Raw genomic sequence first — 18,215 nt, forward strand, 5'->3', positions numbered from 1 at the left:
GGCCATCCACCGGCGCTGACCAGTTGACGAGGCAGGAAATTTGACCGGTAACGCGACGTTTCGACATGACAACACGGCCTTGCTCGCCGTCACGAGTGTGGAGGCGCCGGTAGTCGTCAGTTCCGCAGAGTTCGACGAACGGCTGGCACCCAGCCTCAAGAGGCTCCGGCTCTCGAAGCGACTGCTCGAGCGCGTGGCCGGCGTCACCGAGCGGCGCTGGTGGTCGCCGGGATCCGACTTCGACGACGCGGCGATCGAGGCGGGCGCGAAGGCGATGGCCGAGGCCGGGATCGAGCCGGGCGACGTGGGCCTCCTGATCAACACCTCGGTGACGCGCCGGAATCTCGAACCGTCGGTGGCCGTGAAGATCCACCACTCGCTCGGTCTGCCGTCCTCCGCCATGAACTTCGATCTGGCGAACGCCTGCCTCGGATTCGTCAACGGCATGACACTGGCCGCCAACATGATCGACTCGGGCCAGATCAAGTACGCGCTGATCGTCGCGGGCGAGGACGCGCAGCGCACCCAGGAGGCGACCTTCAACCGCCTCAACCGTGAGGACTCCACGCGTGAGGACTTCCTCGCCGAGTTCGCGACCCTCACCCTCGGTTCGGGAGCCGCCGCAGCCGTCATCGGCCCCGCGGACCTGCACCCCGGTTCGCACCGCATCCTGGGCGGGGTGTCCCGTGCCGGGACACAGCACCATGAGCTGTGCATCGGCGGGATCGACGGGATGTACACCGACACCAAGGGGCTGCTCGACGGCGGTCTCGAACTCGTGGTCACCGCGTGGCACGAGGCCCAGACGGACGGATGGAACTGGGACGGCATGGATCGCTATGTCACCCACCAGGTCTCCAATTCCTACACGAACGCCATCATCAAGGCCGTGGATCTCGAGCGGGAGCGCGTGCCCATCACCTTCCCGCACTGGGGCAACGTGGGGCCGGCGTCGCTGCCGATGACCCTGGCGCAGGAGGCGCAGTCACTCAGCCCGGGTGACAGGGTGCTCTGCCTCGGCGTGGGCTCGGGACTGAACACCTCGATGATGGAGATTGCGTGGTAGCACTCCCCGGCGTCGATCCCTCGTGGTCGGCGTATCTCGATGTGCCCTCGACCAGTACCGCGGACGCCCCGGGAACCAGCCACCGCTGGCACTACCTCGACAATGGCGCCGGAGCGGACGGCACTCCCGTCAAGGGGACCCTCCTGTGCGTGCACGGCAATCCCACGTGGTCCTTCCTCTGGCGGACCTATCTGGCCGCCGGCCTTCCCGAGGGCTGGCGCGTCGTCGCCGTGGACCAGCTGGACATGGGCTACTCGGCGAGGACGGGCGTGTTCCGACGCCTCGAGCACCGCATCACCGACCTCGGGGACTTCGTGGCGGCCCTCGGCCTGCACGGTCCCGTGGTCACGGTCGGGCATGACTGGGGCGGCGTCGTCAGCCTCGGTTACGCCCACCGGAACCGCGAGGACCTCGCGGGCGTCATCCTGACGAACACCGCGATCCACCAGGAGCCGGACCGCCCCATTCCCGCGCCCCTGCGGCTCGCGCTGGCTCCGGGCGTGCACGGACTCGGCACCCGGACGACCACCGCGTTCCTCGATGTCACCCTCGCCCTGGCACGACCGGCCCTGCAGCCGGAGGTGCGAGCCGCCTTCCGCGCGCCCTACGGCAGCGCCGCCGACCGCGGGGGAATCGCGAACTTCGTGTCCGACATCCCCGCCGACCCGTCCCACCCGAGCTACGCCGTCCTGACCTCGACGGCGGAGGGCATCCGGTCGCTCGACGTCCCCGTGCTCATGATGTGGGGGCCGCGCGACCCCATCTTCTCTGACCCCTATCTCGAGGATCTGGCCCGACGGCTCCCCCATGCCGACATCCACCGCTTCGAGCGGGCGAGCCACCTGGTGCAGGAGGACGCCGACACGGCTGCCACCGCGATGGAGTGGCTCACCGCCCGCGCCGTCGCCGTCGCGCCGCCCGTCGACGGTCCCCGTGCCGATCCGGAAGCCGGCGCGCCTGACACGACCGGCGAGGACGCCCCCTACTCCCCGCTCGGACAGCGCCTCCGCGAGCTGGCGGCAGGACCGGGGAGTTCCGCCACAGCCGTCGCCGAGATGACGGCGGACGGGCCCCGGACCCTGTCCTGGAAGGAACTCGACGACGACGTCTCCGCCGTGGCAGCGGGCCTGGCAGCGCTGGGGTACGGTCCCGGGAGCCGCGTGAGTCTGCTCGTCCCCCCGGGGCTCGACCTCACCGTCCTCATCTACGCGTTCCTGCGGGGCGGCGCGGTGATCGTGGTCGCCGACGCCGGCCTCGGCGCGCGCGGGCTGAGCCGCGCCGTCCGGAGTGCAGCGCCCGACGTCGTCATCGGCATCGAGCGGGCCCTCCTCGCCGCACGGGCCTTCGGCTGGCCGGGCAAGCGGATCAGCGCCACGACCCTGCCCGCCGCACGACGCCGCGCCCTCCGTGTCGACGCATCGCTCGGCGACCTGCGCGCCGCCCGCGCCGATGCCGGCCTCGCGGAACACGCCGCACCGGACGACGACGCCGCCATCCTCTTCACCTCGGGCTCCACCGGGCCCGCGAAGGGCGTGGTGTACACGAACCGCCGCCTCTCGGCCATGCGGGACGCCGTCGAGTCCACCCTCGGTCTGGGGCCCGGCGCCTCACTGGTGGCCGGGTTCGCGCCGTTCGCCCTGCTGGGGCCGGCGCTCGGAGCCACCTCGGTCACTCCGGACATGGATGTCACCGCGCCGGGCACCCTCACGGCCCAGGCCCTCGCGGATGCCGCGGCCGCCGTCGAGGCCACCGTGGTCTTCGCGTCACCCGCGGCCCTCCGGAACGTCCTGGCGACGTCGGACGAGCTCTCGTCGGCAGGGCGGTCAGCCCTCGGGCGGATCTCCCTCATGCTCTCCGCCGGGGCACCGATCCCTCTCGCCCTACTCGAATCGGTGCAGGACCTCGTTCCTGCGGCCGCACTCCACACGCCGTACGGCATGACCGAATCACTGCTCGTGGCCGATATCGAGCTCGACGGCGTGCGGCGAGCGGCTGCCGCCGCCGCGGCGGGCCAGCAGGGCGCCGGCAACGGGGTCTGCGTGGGACTGCCCGTGCACCGCGCCCGTGTGGCCGTGAGTCCCCTGAGCATCAGCGGGCCGGGTGGGGATGCGGTCTGCGAGGCGACGGGTGCGCCCACGACCCAGCCCGGGGTCACGGGTGAGATCCTCGTCGAGGCGCCCCACGTCAAGGACCGCTACTTCCGTCTCTGGCGGACGCAGCAGGACGCCGCAAGAACCACTCCGTGGCACCGGACCGGCGATATCGGGCACTTCGATGCCGAGGGTCGGCTGTGGGTCGAGGGCCGGCTCGGGCACGTCATCACGAGTGCCGAGGGCATCGTGACGCCGGTGGGCCTCGAGCACGCCCTCCAGGAGCTCGACGACGTCCGGCTGGCCGCCGTCGTCGGCGTCGGACCCGTCGGAACCCAGGCTGTTGTCGCCGTGGTCGAGACCGCCCAGCCCGAGGGGAGGGGCCGCCGCGGGCGGCTCGCCGACGCCGGCCTCGCTGCCGGCGCTCGTGCCGTGGCCCGGGACTGCGGGATCGATCTTGCTGCGGTGATCGCGGTGCCCGCCCTCCCCGTCGACATCCGCCACAACGCGAAGATCGACCGTGCCGCGGTCGGCGCCTGGGCCGCGGTCTTCCTCAGCGGCGGGAGGGCCGGCTCGCTGTGACCGTCCTCGTCACGGGCGCGAGCGGGATGCTCGGCCGCGCCGTCGCCGAGAACCTGATCGACGCCGGCGACGAGGTGCGGTGCTTCCAGCGCCGCCCCTCCGGTGTACCGGGTGCAACTGACGTGCTCGGCAGCATCGAGGACCCGGCAGCCATCGCGCGCGCCGTCGACGGCTGCTCCGCCGTCATCCACCTCGCGGCCAAGGTCTCCTTCACCGGAGCGCCGGCCGAGTTCGAGCGCGTCAACGTGGACGGTACGCGACACCTGCTCGAGGCCGCCCGCCGCGCCGGCGTGACGGACGTCGTCCAGGTGTCCTCTCCCTCCGTCGCGCACACCGGGACGTCCCTCGTCGGCGCGTCCGCCGGCACGGCGGACCCGGGGAGGGCGCGCGGGGACTACGCGCGGACCAAGGCCGCGGCCGAACTCCTGGCCCTCGGCGCCTCGGACCCTGCTTTCCGCGTGGCCGCGGTCCGCCCGCACATCGTCTGGGGTCCTGGAGACACCCAGCTGGTGGAGCGCGTCATCGATCGCGCCCGTGCCGGTCGCCTGCCCCTTCTCGGCGGTGGCAGGGCGCTGATCGACACGACCTATGTCGACAACGCCGCCTCCGCCATCGTCGCCTGCCTGCGCAGGATGGATGCGGCCCAGGGACAGGCACTCGTGGTGACCAATGGTGAACCCCGTCCCATCGCGGACCTGCTCGCGGGCATGTGCCGGGCGGGCGGAGTGACTCCCCCGTCCTGGTCCGTCCCGGGAGCCGTGGCCAGAAGAGCCGGCGCCGTGATCGATCAGGCGTGGACGCGGGCCGGACGCCGCGACGAGCCGCCCATGACGCAGTTCCTCGCCGAGCAGCTCTCGACGGCGCACTGGTTCGACCAGCGGCGCACGCGCGCGGTGCTCGACTGGCACCCCACCGTGACGATCGACGAGGGTTTCCGGCGCCTCGCCGACCACTACCGGACCTGAGCGTCGACTGAAGGCCCGTAGCGCGAGATCCTGCTCCGCGTTGCGAGGATTATTGGCTCAGGACGCGGAGAAGGACGGGATGCCGGGCATCCCGTCCTTCTGTCGGTTCTGCTGTGCTGTCCGTCTGTCCGTCTCCCCTGCGACCGGATCGGGCCGTCGGAGAGTGGCGCGGGGACTAGCGGGTGTAGTAGCCGTCGACTGACATGGAGTTGACCGAGTGCACCTGCGTACCCTGCGAGGGGTTGAGGGCGCTGACCATCTGGCCGTTGCCGAGGTAGATGCCGACGTGGCTTCCACCGTTCTGGCTCACAAGGTCGCCCGGCTGGGGGTTGCTGGTGGGACGCATGGAAGCGAACTGCGACCACGTGGTACGGGGCAGGTTGATGCCGTGCTGCGCGTAGACCCACTGCACGAAGCCGGAGCAGTCCCAGCCACCGAAGGCGGTGCCGCCGTAGACGTAGCCCGATCCGACACCCTGCATAGCCGTCCCGGCGATACCGGACATCGACGAGCTCTGGCGAACGACGGGCTGCCCTGTCGACTGCAGGCTGAAGGCCGAGTCGGCAGCAGCAGCAGGTGCCGCAACCGGAGCGGTGGCTGCAGGGGTGTACGTTGCGGCCGGGGTGTACGTGGCGGCCGGTGCATACGTTGCGGCCGGTGCATACGTGGATGCTGCGGGGGCAGCCCACTGAGTGGTGGCGGCTGCTGGCACGCCCCACTGGTCGGTGGTGTAGGTGCGAGTTCCGTTCGCATCCCACTCGGTGACGGTGTAGACACCGGTGGTTGCGGCCTGCGTGCTGACGGGAGCTGCAGTGATCTCGCCGGATGCGCTGGCGGGAAGTGCTGCGCCGAGCAGCAAACCCGATGCCGCGACGACCACGGCTGCGGGCTTGCCGGCCACGGAGGCGCCGGCGGTGACGGCACGGGATGCGGTGACGAGGGGATTCGTGCGGGTGGGGACTGCGCGGTGGCGCGCGTTCGTGCTCTTGGACATGTTGCTGCCTTTCCCAATGCCTGCGAAGTTAGCTGTCGGGTTCGGATGGGACATCCGGACGCGTATCGCATTGACCACCGCCCCAGCTGTGGTCCACGCGCGTCTTTACCCCTAGGACTCCGGAGAGAGCCCGCTTTCGGTTCCCCCGCCCCTGTCGATATGTGTAGCGAACGGTCCGTCCTCATCGACAGGGTTAGGCAGAGTGAGGAGGGCGCCCCTCCGTTGTGGAACGGGCGCGGGGTCTACGGTACGCGCTACCCGCCGAGTTGTCACGTTTGGGTCACGGACACCGAGCCGGGCACGCCGAACGTCCCGTCTCAGGGTCGGGCGTTGCGGGGCTTCGGCTGGCAGTGCGGGCAGAGGAAGGACGATCTGTTCATGAACGACTCCCGCCGGATCAGGGTGCTCCGCCCCTCCGCGAGGCAGCGTCGGCAGGGCCGGCCCGCGCGTCCGTAGGCTTCGAGATCCCGCGCGAAATAGCCGGATGCGCCGTTCACGTTCACGTACAGGGAATCGAAACTGGTACCGCCTGCCGCGAGTGCGCGGGCCATGACCCCGGTAGCGGCATCGACGATACGCCGCGTGTCGGGGCGGCGCATGGTGTCGGTGGGACGCGCGTAGTGGAATCTCGCGGCCCAGAGGGCTTCATCCGCGTAGATGTTGCCGATGCCCGAGATGAGGCCCTGATCGAGGAGCGCCCGCTTGAGTCCCGTGCGCCGTGAGGTGAGCCGCTCGTGGAACTGCGACAGGGAGAAGGCAGGATCGAGGGGATCCCTGGCGATATGCGCGGCCTGGTGGGGAATCAGCGGGGTGGCTCGTCCGCCGGTACCGCCTGCCGCGCCGTCGGCCGTGGGCTCGAGGTCGGCGACGAACATCCCGCCGAAGATCCGCTGGTCCACGAAGCGGAGATCGGTCGGGAGGGCGTTGCCGCCGTCCATTGCCGGGGAGAGTCGCAGGCGGACCTTCAGGTGCTTCTCGTCGGGTGCCTCGGAATCCTCGATCAGCAGCTGTCCGCTCATGCCCAGATGGGCCATGAGGGCGACACTCGGGGGCAGCGTCGGCGCCGACGGCTCGGCGAGCGTCAGCCAGAGGAATTTCCCGCGGCGCACCACATCCGTCACGAGGGCACCGCCCACCGTGCCGACGAAGTCCTCCACGCCGTGCACGTGGCGCCGGAGGGAGCGTGCATCGATGATCTCCACGGACTCGATGACCCGGCCCACCACCCAGCGCTCCAGCCCGCGCCGGACCACTTCGACCTCCGGCAGTTCGGGCACTCAGGCCCCGTCGGCCGTCGGACCGGCCGCGATCGCCGATGAGTCCGCATCCCCGGCTTCGGCGAGGAGCTTCGAGGACGCCGCTGCCGCAGCCTGCTCGGCCTCCTTCTTGGAGTGGCCACCCCCGGAGCCGTAAGCGACTCCCCCGATCACGAGACGGGCGGTGAAGGTGCGGGCGTGGTCCGGCCCGGTGCCGTCCACCTGGTAGTCGATCAGACCGAGCCGCCGCGCGGCAGCGGTCTCCTGGATGCGGGTCTTCCAGTCGGTGCCTTCTCCGAGCACCTCGGAATCGCGCAGGAGCGGACCGATCAGGCGCATCACCATCGCCCGCGCGGGTTCGATCCCGTGGCTCAGGTATGCGGCTCCAATCACCGCTTCCATGGTGTCCGCCAGGATGGACGCCTTGTCCCGCCCGTTGGTCAGTTTCTCGCCCTGGCCGAGCAGCACGTAACTGCCGAGGTCCAGGGAGCGCGCCACCCCCGCAAGGGCCCGCGTGCTCACGACGGCAGACCGCCGCTTGGCGAGCTCGCCCTCCGACAGGTCCGGGTTGTCCCGGTAGAGCGCGTCCGTGACCGAGAGGCCCAGCACGGAGTCCCCGAGGAACTCGAGGCGCTCGTTCGTCGGGATTCCGCCCTTCTCATACGCGTAGGACCGGTGCGTGAGGGCAAGACGAAGCGTCCCGGCGTCGATGTCGACGCCGAGACGCTTGGTCAGGTCTTCTGTATTCTTCACAACCGCATCAGCTGATCCTGCAGCGGACATCCGACCGCCGATGCAGAAACATCGGCGGAGCGTCGTCCGGTGTCAGACGTCGGCTACCTTGCGGCCCTTGTACTCCAGGAACAGCGGCGTACCGGCGGAGTCGGTGACGACCTTGGCCTGGTGCGCGAGGCTGTAGGTGACCCGGCCGTTCTCGAGGGTCTTGACCAGCTTGGGGGCGGTTGCCTTCCACTGGGACCGGCGTGCACGGGTATTCGCGCGGGACATCTTCCGCTTCGGGACAGCCACGGCTAACTCTCTTCCTTCTCGTCTGACTCTGACTTGGTTGCCGCGTCGTTCTCAGCGGCGGTGCCCGCCAGCCCGGCGAGGGCTGACCAGCGAGGGTCCAAAACTTCGTGGTGGTGGTCAGGATCATCGTTGAGTTGCGCTCCGCATTCGGAGCACAGGCCCTGACAATCCTCCTGGCACACCGGCTGGAACGGCAGTGAAGTCACCACCGCATCCCTCAGCACGGGTTCCAGATCGACCGATTCGCTCTCCACCCTGTGCTGATCTTCGTCCTCCTCCACCGACAGCGACTCCGAGTCGCTGTAGAAAAAGAGTTCCTGGAGGTCCACCTCGCGGTCGAACCGCAGTGGCTCCAGGCATCGGCCGCACTCGCCCGTCACCTCGACGCCGGCCGTACCCGAGACGAGGATTCCCTCGTGCACGGATTCGAACCGCAGATCGAGTTCCATGTCGGAACCCTCCCGCACGCCGATCAGGGCTACTCCGAAGTCCTTGGGTGCCGGTACATGTTCCTCGACTGTCCGCATGCTTCCCGGACTGCGTCCGAGATCCTTGACGCTGAACGTCAAGGGCGAACTGAGATCGCTTTTAATGGTGACTCCTGTAGAACATATGACCGACGTACCATCGTAGCCTGACCGGACGGGCATGCCCAAAACGGGCGCGCCCCGCCTACGCTCGAACGGTGACCAGTCCCGCCCTTCCTCCCCGGCCCCCCGGATCGGCGCGCGATACGCGGCGGCGGATGCGGATCGCGCTGCGTGTGTGTGCCGCGCTCCTCGCGCTGTGGCTGATCCTCGCCTACGAGGCGTTCTACAACCCGCCGCTTCCGTCGACGGGACGCGCGGACGCCGTCGTCGTCCTCGGGGGTGCGGCGGACGAGCGTCTCGAGGTGGGACGCGCCCTGGTCGATCGCGGGGCTGCTCCTCGCCTTGTGCTGTCCTCGACCGGGCTTCCGGGCAATGCCCGGGCGGACGCGGTGTGCGCGGAGGACCTTCCCGACGTCACCTGTTTCCGGCCCGACCCGCTCACCACGCGCGGGGAGGCCCGGTCCATCGGCGATCTGGCACGGGACCAGGGCTGGGACGACATCATCGTGGTGACCTCGACCTACCACGTCACGCGCTCGCACCTGAATATCTCGCAGTGTTCGAAGGCCGAGGTCACGATGGCCGCATCGGAACCCTCGTTGGACCCGGGCCAGTGGCTGGCGAGGTTCATCGAGGAGAGCGCCGCCCTGACCGCGAGCTGGCTGCGTCCCGTGTGCGCCAACCGGGTGTGAGGACGCAGCCCGACCGGCCGGGCCACTAACCGTTCTCCGCCAGGCGCTGCAGGACGATCGCCGGCACGAACGGGCCGATATCGCCGCCGAGGGACGCGACCTCCTTCAGCAGGGTCGACGAGACGTGCGCGTACTCGGACCCCGTCGGCAGGAAGACCGTCTCCACATCGGCCAGGTGGCGGTTCATGGTGGACATCGGCAGCTCGTAGTCGAAGTCGAGGCTCGACCTCAGTCCCTTGACCAGGGCCGACGCCCCGTGGTCCCGGCAGAACCCTGCCACCAGACCGCCGTCCATCGGGAGGACCCGGACACCGGGAAGGTGCGCCAGGCCCTGCCGGCAGAGGTCCAGCCGCTCGTCGGTACCGAAGCGGTACGTCTTCGCGGGATTGGTCGAGACGGCCACGATCACCTCGTCGAACAACCGCGCGGCGCGGCCGATGATCTCGATGTGTCCGTTGTGGAGGGGATCGAAGGATCCGGGGCAGACGGCGCGGCTCATCCCCCTACCGTACCGAGCCCCCGCTACGCAGGGTGCACACCGGCACCCGCCCGCGCCGGGCCCTTCACCGCCCCGCCAGCCGGAAGACGGGATACTGGTGCCATGACGACCGACCCACACGCCACGCAGGCAGCACCCGGTGGGCCACGTCCCTGGGCACGGACGGCGCGCGGCGCGAATCTGCTCGGCAGCGACGGCCGGCTCGGCATCACCATCTTCGAGGAGGTGACCGCACTCGCGCAGCACCACGCGGCCATCAACCTGGGGCAGGGTTTCCCGGACGAGGACGGGCCCCGCGAGATCCTCGACGCGGCACGGGCGGCGATCGCCGACGGCGCCAACCAGTACGCGCCCGGCCAGGGCCTCGCGGTCCTGCGCGACGCCATCGCCGCACACCAGGAACGCTTCTACGGCCTCGCCGTCGACCCGCAGACCGAGGTGATCGTCAGCACGGGGGCCACGGAGTCGATCGCCGCCGCCATCCTCGCCTTCGCCGGACCGGGCGACGAAGTGCTGACCTTCGAGCCCTTCTACGACTCCTACGGGGCCGTGATCGGCCTCTCGGGCGCAACCCACACCACGGCCCCGCTGTCGGCGCCGGATTTCCAGCCTGACGCCGCCACGCTCGAGGCCGCCTTCACCGACCGGACGAGGATCGTCGTCGTCAACAATCCGCACAACCCGACCGGAAGCGTCTTCCGGCGGGAGGCCCTCGAGCTGATCGTCCGGCTCGCCGAGCGGCACGGCGCCATCATCGTGACCGACGAGGTCTACGAGCACCTCCGCTTCGGGGCCGCGCATGTCCCGGTCGCGACGCTGCCCGGGGCGGCTGCCCGTACGCTGACGATCTCCTCGGCAGGGAAGACCTTCTCCGTGACGGGGTGGAAGATCGGGTGGCTGAGCGGACCCGCGGACCTCGTGGCGCAGGTGCGCACCGTCAAGACCTTCCTCACCTACACCTCCGGCACCCCGTTCCAGGGCGCCGTGGCGGTGGGTCTCGGCCTGCCCGACGAGTTCTACGACTCCATCGCGTCCACCCTCCGGCGCAAGCGTGACCTGCTCGGCGAAGGCCTGCGGGCAGCCGGCTTCGAGGTGTTCGAGCCGGAGGGCACGTTCTTCACGATGGTCGACGCCGCGCCGCTGGGGATCGACGATGCGACGGCGCTCGCCCGTCGCCTGCCCTCGCTGATCGGTGTGGCCGCGATCCCCGTGGCGATGTTCTGCCACGAGGACGGCGCGGAGCGGACGCGGTCGATGCTGCGCTTCGCCTTCTGCAAGAGATTCGACGTCATCGAGGAGGGCGCCCGGCGCCTGGCCACCCTCCGGGAGCACGTGTGAGCGGCGTGGGCGGAGAGAGCGGGATACCCGGTGGACCGCCGGCCGACGGCGCTCTGGAGGACACCGACGTGCCCACGCGATGGCTCCCCGTCACGGGGGCGTACGCCGAGATCGACGAGGACGCACACATCGAGGGGGCCCTCATCCTCAGCATCGGCGGCGCGCAGCAGTCGCATGTCGACGTGCTGCACCCCGGCCGGGTCTTCTACGAGTATCTGCAGCGCATCGCGCACGTGCTCGATCTCCTGGGTTCTCCCGGGGCCCCCCTGCGTGTCCTGCATCTCGGTGCCGGAGCCCTGACGCTGGTCCGCTATGTCCAGGCGACGCGTCCGGGCTCGGCGCAGGTCTCCGTCGACCTCGACGCCGAGCTCATGGACTTCGTCCTCTCCGAGATGCCCCTCGCCGAGGGCACATCGTGCGAGGTGGTGGTCGGTGACGTCGCGGACGTGGTGCTCGAGCTGGCGGACGGGTCCTTCGACGCCGTCGTGCTGGACATCTTCGCCGGAGCCGACGCACCGGCGCACCTGACCTCGCCCGATGTCGCCGCCCACCTCCTGCGCCTCTGCGCACCGGACGGCGTGGTGCTGGTCAATGTCGGCGACGATCCGCCGCTCGCCTTCGCCCGTGCGCAAAGCCGGCAGCTGGCCTCCCTCGCGGCGTCCACCGCGGTCCTCACCGAGGCCGGCATGGTCGACGGCGCCTGCGCGGGGAACGTCGTCGTCGTGGGCCGCCGCGCACCGTGGCCGGAGCCGTGGACCCGCTCCCTGCGCGCGGCGGGACCGCATCCCGCGGCGGTCCTCACGGGCGCCGCCCGAGAGCTGTTCGAGGACGGGCCGCGGCCGGAGAACGGCTAGGACCGCAGGCAGGGGGCCGGCACGTGCAGCTGCCGGAACGGCAGCGGTGCGCCCTGTCAAGCAGGATCGCAGCCGGCAGCGGCACGGCGCGCCCGATAGTCTGGGAGAGCTTGAGCAGCCGGGCCTGGAGAACCTTCCCACCATCGGGAGATCACACCATGCGGCACACGCTGAGCATCACCGTCAAGCTGGACCTCGACTTCAGGTGGGCGCGTATCGACGTCCACGGCTGCCTCACGCAGGGCAGCTGCCGGGCCCTCGTACCGATCGTCGACCGCTGCTTCCGTATCCTGCAGAAGCCCGACGTCGTCATCGACCTGAGCGGGGCGCAGCACATCGAGAACGAGGGCGTGAACACCCTGCGCGGCCTGGGTATCGTAGGGCCGACCTCCCACCCCGTGCTCCGGGAACGCACCGGCACGTGTTCGCTCGTCATCCCCGACGATCTGCCGGAGTGCCCCTCGCTCCGCACCAATCCCCGCGCCCACGGCAGCCACCGATTCGTGGCCTGACGCCGGCCGACGCAGCACATCCGCAGCCGGCCCATCCGCCGGCAGCCCCACACCGAATCATGTCCTGCCGGTCGGGCCGGTGACGGCTGTAGGCTGGGATGCGCGCCGTTCGTCGCGGGACGACCGACCCGGTGGCATCCGGTGCGGACCCGGACGAGGACGCATCGGACATGCGAGGGAAGGAGGCTGCTGTGACGGAACCGGCCCTCCCCTATCTCCGTTCCCTCGTCCTCGTGTCCCTGATCCTGTCGGTCTCCTCGGCCTCGCACGTCCTCGCCGCAGGCCACCTCCCCGCCCCCGGCGTGATCCTCCTGCTCGGCGTCCTGCTGCTGCTCCCCCTGCTGCTACTCGCACGGCGCACCGTCTCCTTCAGCAGAGCACTGGTCGCGATGGGCGCCGGCCAGGCCCTGCTGCACACCGTGTTCTCCCTGACGGCCGTCCCCGCCGTCTGCCAGAGCTCCTCGGCGATGCCCGGCCACCACGCCGCCTTCGAGCTGGCCTGCTCGCCCGTCACGCAGGATTCGATGGCCGGGTCCACGGGTGGTCTCCTGATGCTCCTGCTGCACGCCGTGGCGACGATCGTCCTCGCGGCCGCGCTGGCACGGAGCGACCAGGCCCTCACCCTGCTGCGGGCGTGGCTCCGGCCGCTCCTCGACCTTCCGGGCGTCATCCCGCTGCCGGCGACACCGCACCGATCGACGGTGCTCGCCGTGCCGACGCCGGTGACGCCCTCGTCCGTTCATGCCGCCGTGCCCACGCTGCGGGGTCCGCCCTCGCCCGTGACCACGACCGCCTGAACCTCACCCCGCCGAGGGGCACGGGGGCGGGTGGTCGACGACGCACCATCACCCCCATCAGCACGCGCCCGCCGTGGACCGCATGAAACCGGACCACCGGGCGCACCGTGAAAGGCACAGCCATGACATCGAACACACCCCGGCGGACTCGCCGCATCGCCACCACCTCCACCATCGCCCTGACCACCGCCGGATTCATGGCCCTCGGTCTCGGCGCGGCCAGCGCCCATGTGTCAGTAGCGCCCGCCTCGACCACGGAGGACGGCTACTCGCAGCTCACCTTCAGCGTCCCCAACGAGTCCGAGACGGCGGACACGAACAAGCTCGAGGTACAGCTCCCCACCGAGCAGCCGTTCACCTCGGTGCGAGTCAAGCCGGTCGAGGGCTGGACGGCGGAAGTCGTCACGGGTGAACTGCCCGAGCCCGTGACGACCGCGGATGGAGCCACGCTGACCGAGGCTCCCCTCTCCGTCGTCTGGACGGCCGACGCCGGAGCGGAGATCTCGCAGCAGGAGTACCAGACCTTCTCCATCTCCGTCGGTCGCCTGCCCGAAGCCGGGTCGACGGTCCTGCTGCCCGCCACGCAGTCGTACACCGACGGCGAGGTGGTGGAGTGGGCCGACGAGGCGACCGGGGACGGCGAGGAACCCGACAAGCCCGCCCCCTCGTTCGTGACCACCGCCGCGGAAGAGGGTGCGGACGGCCATGGCGCCTCCCACGCCGCGGGCGGCGCGACGGAAACCGCAGAGGCCAGCGGGTCGACGGATTCCACGGAGTCGATCGAGGCCGTGCAGGCCGCGACCAGTTCGGACACCGGTTCGACGTCGGCCGTGGGCTGGGCGGGTCTCGTCGCAGGTCTCCTCGGCCTGGCGGCCGGGATCGTGGCCCTGGCGCGGACGCGCCGCAAGGCCTGACCCGGTGAGGAGGGCGCGGCGCCGGGCTGCTGTCCGGCGCCGCGTCCTTGCGTCAGGCTGCGGCGGGCTCTAGGAACCAGAGGCGCGTCTCGCCGTACTTCTTGTCCGAGAACCGTTCGAGCCACGTCGGCCAGACCGGCTCGGGTGATCGCGTCGACCGTTCCACCACCACCACGGCACCGTCCGCCAGGCGGTTCTGAAGGGCTGCGAGGACCGCCACCACGCCGCCCTCGTCCACCGTGTACGGGGGGTCCATGAGGACGAGGTCCCACGCCGCCCCGACCGCCGCACGGTCGAGGTAGGTCTCCACCTTCGCGCGGTGCACGCGTACGGCGGTCCAGCCGAGTACCCGGTTCACCAGGTCCGCATTCTTCTGTGCCACGAGCGCGGCGCGATCGGCGGACTCCACGAGGTCGACGGTCGCGGCCCCGCGGCTGGCGCTCTCGACCCCGAGCGATCCCGACCCGGCGTACAGATCCAGGACATGCGCGCCGTGCAGCACCCCGTAGGACTCGAGGCGGGAGAACAACGCCTCCTTCACGCGGTCCGTCGTGGGCCGGGTGCCGGTCCCCTCCACGCTTGCGAGGGTCGAGCCGCCTGCGGCTCCGGCGATGATGCGCGTCATACTCCGACTCTATCGCCCGACGGCTGCACCCCCGGGCCCCGTGTCGCGAGGTCCCGGCGCGGGGAGCGGATAGATCGCGACGTCCTCAGGGCGCACCACCAGAACCACCTCGGTGCCGGGCAGGATCCCGAGGGACACGACGTCGGCGGGAGCCAGATCCGCGGCCATCCCGGCCGCATGCACGCGCACCACGTCACCTCGGTGCTCGACGTCGTCGACCCGTGCGGTCAGCCTGCTCGCCCCGATCGGGTGCGGCCCGTCGGCACCGGAGACGGCGTCGTCGTCGTCGTCCAGCCACGATCCGGCCGACCCACGTGACCCGTTCGGCGTGATGCCCGCCGCCGCCCGGGTGACGGCCACCGCGGCGGGGCGGACCGCGAGCCCCAGTTCGTCGCCCGGGAGGTGTGGTCCCTCCCACGGCACCACCAGCCCGTTGGAGCCCTCGAAGCCCGCAGGCGTCCGCCGGCCCCGGACCAGGTTCAGCCCTGCGAGCCGCGCGCCGAAGCCCGTGACGGGCCGGGTCAGGACATCGCCGGTGGGTCCCGCCTCGACCACCCGCCCACCGTCGAGGACCAGCACGTGGTCCGCGAGCAGGAAGGCGTCGAGCGGGTCGTGGGTCACGACGATGGCCGTCCGTTCCGCCAGGACATCGCGGAGAAGGGCGCGGACGGCGGGTGCCACGGTGACGTCGAGGGCGGCGAGCGGCTCGTCGAGCAGCAGCAGCGAGGGCTCCGCGGCGAGCGCCCGCGCGACGGCGACCCGTTGGGCCTGCCCGCCCGACAACCGGCCGGGACGGCGCTGGGCCAGCTCGGCCACCCCGACGCGGTCCAGCCACGTCGTCGCCGTGGCATGCGCCTGCGCACGGGGCATTCCCCGGCTGCGGGGACCGAACGCCACGTTCTCGAGGGCGGTCAGGTGAGGGAACAGCAGGGCCTCCTGCGCGAGGAGGGAGACACCGCGGCGCCGGGGCTCCGTCAGGACCCGCCGCCCTGCGCCGACGTCGAAGAGGACGCCGTCGCCCAGCGTGGCACGCCCCGCGGACGGCGCGAGCAGCCCCGCCACCAGGTTCAGCAGCGTGGATTTGCCGGCGCCGTTCGGTCCCAGCACCGCCAGTGTCTGCCCGTGCGCGAGCGCGAAGGCGACGTCGAAGTGCCGCTCGGGCAGGGTGGCCTCGAAGGAGAAATCCATCAGGCGGCCCGCCCGGAGGCGGGCTGCTGCGCGCGGGAGTCGGGCGTGAGTGCCCGGCCCGGCGTCGCCCCTCGGCCCGGATCGAGACTCCCGAGCGGCCGCACGCGGTGCGCTACCCCCACGACGACGACGGCGACCACCACGAGGACGAGGGACAGGGCTACCGCGGCGTCCGGGTCCGTCTCACGCTGCAGGTAGATCTCGAGGGGCAACGTCCGCGTGGTGCCCTGGAGGCTTCCCGCGAACGTGAGGGTGGCACCGAACTCGCCCAGCGCGCGGGCGAAGGAGAGGACGGCGCCGGAGACGAGGGCCGGGAGGACCAGCGGCAGCGTGATCCGCCGGAGGACGGTCCAGCGCCCCGCGCCGAGTGTGGCACCGACCGCCTCGTAGCGCGTTCCCACGGAGCGCAGCGCCCCCTCGAGGCTGAGGACCAGGAACGGGAGGGCCACGAAGGTCTGGGACAGCACCACGGCCGTCGTCGAGAAAGCGATGTCGATGCCCGCCATCGAGAGGCTGCTCCCGAGCAGGCCGCGCCGCCCGAAGGTGTAGAGCAGGGCTATGCCACCGACCACGGGCGGCAGGACCAGCGGGAGCAGCACGAGAGAACGGACGAGCCGCTGGCCGCGGAAGGAGGTCCGGGCGAGGACCAGGGCCATGGGCACACCGAACAGGACGCAGAGCGCGGTCGCGGACAGGGACGTCCTCAGGCTGAGCAGCAGCGCGGCCCGGGCGCTCTCGGAGGTCACGAGCGGGACGAAGCGCGGCCAGTCGACACGGAGCGCCATCGCGACCAGGGGCAGGACCACGAACAGTGCGCCGACCGCGGCGACCGCGATGACCCACCGGGGCAGGGCGGCGGTGTTCACGGGACGCACGGCCCGCCGGGTGTCCGCCCGGCTCCCGGCGAGGTCAGGGTGCACCGAAGCCCGCAGCCTGCAGCACGGAGCTGCCCTCGGGGCCGAGCACGAAGTCGACGAAGGCCTCGGCCGTCACCGCCTCGGTGCTCCCGGCCAGGCGAGCGGCGGGGTACGTGTTGACCGCCGCGCCGGACTCGGCGATGTCGATGCCGCGCACGGCGTCCCCCGCCGCCCGGACGTCCGTCACGTACACCAGACCGGCATCGGCCTCGCCCGAGGCCACCTTGCCCAGGACATCCGTGACCGACGACTCCTCGCTCACCGGCGTGAGGTCCACCCCGGCTGCTTCCACCACCGCTGCGGCCGCTGCTCCGCAGGGTACCCGGACGGCACAGACCACGGTCTTCGTGCCGGGCAGGGCGGCATCCTCGAGGGACGCGATCCCTGCGGGGTTGTCCGCCGGGACCGCGAGCTGGAGGGTGTTCGTGGCGAAGTCGGCGGCAGGTGCCGCCAGCAACCCCTCGTCCGCCACCCGCTGCATGCTCCGGGCGTCGGCCGAGGCGAGGACATCGGCCGGAGCGCCCTCGACGATCTGCGTGACGAGATCCGAGGAGCCGGCGAACGTGAGCGACACCTCCGCGCCCGGGTGAGCGTCCTGGAACCGGTCGGCGAGCTCGGTGAAGGTGCCCTGGAGCGATGCGGCGGCGAACACCGTGATGCTGCCGTCGATCGCCGGGGCGCCGGCAGCCGCCGATCCCTCGGTCCCGCTGTCCTCGGTCCCGCTGTCGTCGGTCCCCCTGCTCCCGGAGCAGCCGGTCAGGAGGAGGGCGACGGCGGCGGTCGCGACGAGGGTGCGGGCGCGCCGGTGCCCGCGACGGAGCGGGCTGCGAGAAGCGCGCCTGCGGGACGTCCCGGACCCGTCCATCCTCAGGCCTTCCCGGCCGGCGTCTCGATGATGACCGTGGTGGCCTTGACCACGGCGATGGCGATGGAGCCCTTCTCCAGCCCGAGATCGCGGACGGCCTCGCTGCTCATCAGGGACACGACACGATGAGGTCCGCACTGCACCTCCACCTGCGCCATCACGGTGTCCTGGAGGACGTCCGTGACGATCCCGACGAAGCGGTTGCGGGCGGACCTGCCGATGTCCGAGGGGTCTCCGGGCAGCACGGCGTTCCTGTGCGCGAGGGTGGCGAGCTCGAGGGAGTCCACCACCGATCTGCCCGCCGTGTCCTTGGTGCTGCCCAGCACTCCGCCGTCGATCCAGCGGCGCACCGTGTCGTCGCTGACGCCGAGAAAGCGCGCTGCCTCGCTGATCCGTATCTGCACCATGAAAAGGATGCTACCTCCTCACCTGCGGAGAAAGA

20 protein-coding genes and 1 riboswitch are annotated in these 18,215 nt (G+C 71.1%); of the genes, 9 read left to right on the forward strand and 11 right to left on the reverse strand.

The window, feature by feature from the left end; genetic code table 11:
- Nucleotides 1-40: 40 nt before the first annotated feature.
- Genes FJV46_RS14000 through FJV46_RS14010 form a run of 3 tightly spaced genes read left to right on the forward strand, consistent with a single transcriptional unit; the run spans nt 41 to nt 4,703 of the window.
- Nucleotides 41-1,066, forward strand: coding sequence for a 3-oxoacyl-ACP synthase III (locus FJV46_RS14000; RefSeq protein ID WP_087026697.1), 1,026 nt, complete (start codon nt 41-43; stop codon nt 1,064-1,066).
- Nucleotides 1,060-3,738, forward strand: a complete 2,679-nt coding sequence (locus FJV46_RS14005) for an alpha/beta fold hydrolase (protein ID WP_087026699.1) — start codon at nt 1,060-1,062, stop codon at nt 3,736-3,738. Before FJV46_RS14000 ends, FJV46_RS14005 begins: the two co-directional genes overlap by 7 nt.
- Nucleotides 3,735-4,703: an NAD-dependent epimerase/dehydratase family protein gene (locus FJV46_RS14010; RefSeq protein WP_087026702.1), complete on the forward strand. Its 969-nt coding sequence runs from the start codon at nt 3,735-3,737 to the stop codon at nt 4,701-4,703. The genes FJV46_RS14005 and FJV46_RS14010 overlap by 4 nt, the downstream gene beginning before the upstream one ends.
- 175 nt (nt 4,704-4,878) lie before the next feature.
- Here FJV46_RS14010 and FJV46_RS14015 read toward each other — a convergent pair whose 3' ends face one another.
- The 5 genes from FJV46_RS14015 to FJV46_RS14035 form a co-directional block, all read right to left on the reverse strand.
- Complete coding sequence (locus tag FJV46_RS14015) at nt 4,879-5,697, reverse strand: C40 family peptidase (RefSeq protein WP_087026704.1); 819 nt, start codon at nt 5,695-5,697, stop codon at nt 4,879-4,881.
- Nucleotides 5,698-5,699: 2 nt separating this feature from the next.
- A riboswitch (cyclic di-AMP (ydaO/yuaA leader) is annotated at nt 5,700-5,876 on the reverse strand.
- Between the two features lie 138 nt (nt 5,877-6,014).
- Nucleotides 6,015-6,974 carry a bifunctional DNA-formamidopyrimidine glycosylase/DNA-(apurinic or apyrimidinic site) lyase gene (gene mutM, locus FJV46_RS14020; protein WP_087026707.1) on the reverse strand — a complete coding sequence of 320 codons (960 nt, stop codon included), beginning with the start codon at nt 6,972-6,974 and terminating at the stop codon, nt 6,015-6,017.
- Nucleotides 6,975-7,706 carry a ribonuclease III gene (gene rnc, locus FJV46_RS14025; RefSeq protein WP_087026710.1) on the reverse strand — a complete coding sequence of 244 codons (732 nt, stop codon included), beginning with the start codon at nt 7,704-7,706 and terminating at the stop codon, nt 6,975-6,977.
- Between the two features lie 72 nt (nt 7,707-7,778).
- A complete protein-coding gene (gene rpmF, locus FJV46_RS14030; protein ID WP_043445822.1) occupies nt 7,779-7,982 on the reverse strand; it encodes a 50S ribosomal protein L32 in 204 nt (67 codons plus the stop codon).
- A 2-nt stretch (nt 7,983-7,984) separates the two neighbouring features.
- Nucleotides 7,985-8,551: a YceD family protein gene (locus FJV46_RS14035; RefSeq protein WP_087026712.1), complete on the reverse strand. Its 567-nt coding sequence runs from the start codon at nt 8,549-8,551 to the stop codon at nt 7,985-7,987.
- A gap of 116 nt (nt 8,552-8,667) precedes the next feature.
- Between FJV46_RS14035 and FJV46_RS14040 the strand changes: the two genes are divergently transcribed.
- The gene (locus FJV46_RS14040) at nt 8,668-9,264 is read left to right on the forward strand and encodes a YdcF family protein (protein WP_126130601.1); all 597 of its coding nucleotides are present in this window, start codon (nt 8,668-8,670) and stop codon (nt 9,262-9,264) included.
- Nucleotides 9,265-9,289: 25 nt separating this feature from the next.
- On the opposite strand, the gene coaD is transcribed toward FJV46_RS14040, so the two are convergent.
- On the reverse strand, nt 9,290-9,763 hold the full coding sequence (gene coaD, locus FJV46_RS14045) for a pantetheine-phosphate adenylyltransferase (protein WP_087026718.1): 474 nt from the start codon (nt 9,761-9,763) through the stop codon (nt 9,290-9,292).
- A gap of 102 nt (nt 9,764-9,865) precedes the next feature.
- On the opposite strand from coaD, the gene FJV46_RS14050 reads away from it, so the two are divergent.
- The 5 genes from FJV46_RS14050 (at nt 9,866) to FJV46_RS14070 (ending at nt 14,178) form a co-directional block, all read left to right on the forward strand.
- Nucleotides 9,866-11,101 (forward strand): aminotransferase class I/II-fold pyridoxal phosphate-dependent enzyme, encoded by a 1,236-nt coding sequence (locus FJV46_RS14050; RefSeq protein WP_087026720.1) that lies wholly within the window; start codon nt 9,866-9,868, stop codon nt 11,099-11,101.
- Nucleotides 11,102-11,169: 68 nt separating this feature from the next.
- Nucleotides 11,170-11,955, forward strand: coding sequence for a spermidine synthase (locus tag FJV46_RS14055; RefSeq protein WP_087026795.1), 786 nt, complete (start codon nt 11,170-11,172; stop codon nt 11,953-11,955).
- Nucleotides 11,956-12,113: 158 nt separating this feature from the next.
- The gene (locus tag FJV46_RS14060; protein ID WP_087026723.1) at nt 12,114-12,467 is read left to right on the forward strand and encodes a hypothetical protein; all 354 of its coding nucleotides are present in this window, start codon (nt 12,114-12,116) and stop codon (nt 12,465-12,467) included.
- Between the two features lie 191 nt (nt 12,468-12,658).
- On the forward strand, nt 12,659-13,264 hold the full coding sequence (locus FJV46_RS14065; protein WP_126130602.1) for a hypothetical protein: 606 nt from the start codon (nt 12,659-12,661) through the stop codon (nt 13,262-13,264).
- A gap of 122 nt (nt 13,265-13,386) precedes the next feature.
- Nucleotides 13,387-14,178 (forward strand): YcnI family copper-binding membrane protein, encoded by a 792-nt coding sequence (locus FJV46_RS14070; RefSeq protein ID WP_087026729.1) that lies wholly within the window; start codon nt 13,387-13,389, stop codon nt 14,176-14,178.
- 52 nt (nt 14,179-14,230) lie between these two features.
- On the opposite strand, the gene rsmD is transcribed toward FJV46_RS14070, so the two are convergent.
- From rsmD to FJV46_RS14095, 5 genes are read right to left on the reverse strand one after another with little or no spacing between them, the layout of a single operon-like run.
- Entirely contained in the window at nt 14,231-14,803 is a 573-nt protein-coding gene (rsmD, locus tag FJV46_RS14075) for a 16S rRNA (guanine(966)-N(2))-methyltransferase RsmD (RefSeq protein ID WP_087026732.1), read from the reverse strand.
- A gap of 9 nt (nt 14,804-14,812) precedes the next feature.
- Complete coding sequence (locus FJV46_RS14080) at nt 14,813-15,991, reverse strand: sulfate/molybdate ABC transporter ATP-binding protein (RefSeq protein WP_087026734.1); 1,179 nt, start codon at nt 15,989-15,991, stop codon at nt 14,813-14,815.
- Complete coding sequence (locus tag FJV46_RS14085; RefSeq protein ID WP_239961457.1) at nt 15,991-16,911, reverse strand: ABC transporter permease; 921 nt, start codon at nt 16,909-16,911, stop codon at nt 15,991-15,993. Before FJV46_RS14085 ends, FJV46_RS14080 begins: the two co-directional genes overlap by 1 nt.
- Entirely contained in the window at nt 16,901-17,773 is an 873-nt protein-coding gene (gene modA / locus FJV46_RS14090; protein ID WP_087026737.1) for a molybdate ABC transporter substrate-binding protein, read from the reverse strand. Before modA ends, FJV46_RS14085 begins: the two co-directional genes overlap by 11 nt.
- 2 nt (nt 17,774-17,775) lie before the next feature.
- Nucleotides 17,776-18,180 carry a TOBE domain-containing protein gene (locus FJV46_RS14095; protein ID WP_087026739.1) on the reverse strand — a complete coding sequence of 135 codons (405 nt, stop codon included), beginning with the start codon at nt 18,178-18,180 and terminating at the stop codon, nt 17,776-17,778.
- Between the last annotated feature and the right edge of the window lie 35 nt (nt 18,181-18,215).

Source organism: Arthrobacter agilis (genome assembly GCF_006494655.1).
Classification (GTDB): Bacteria; Actinomycetota; Actinomycetes; order Actinomycetales; family Micrococcaceae; genus Arthrobacter_D; species Arthrobacter_D agilis.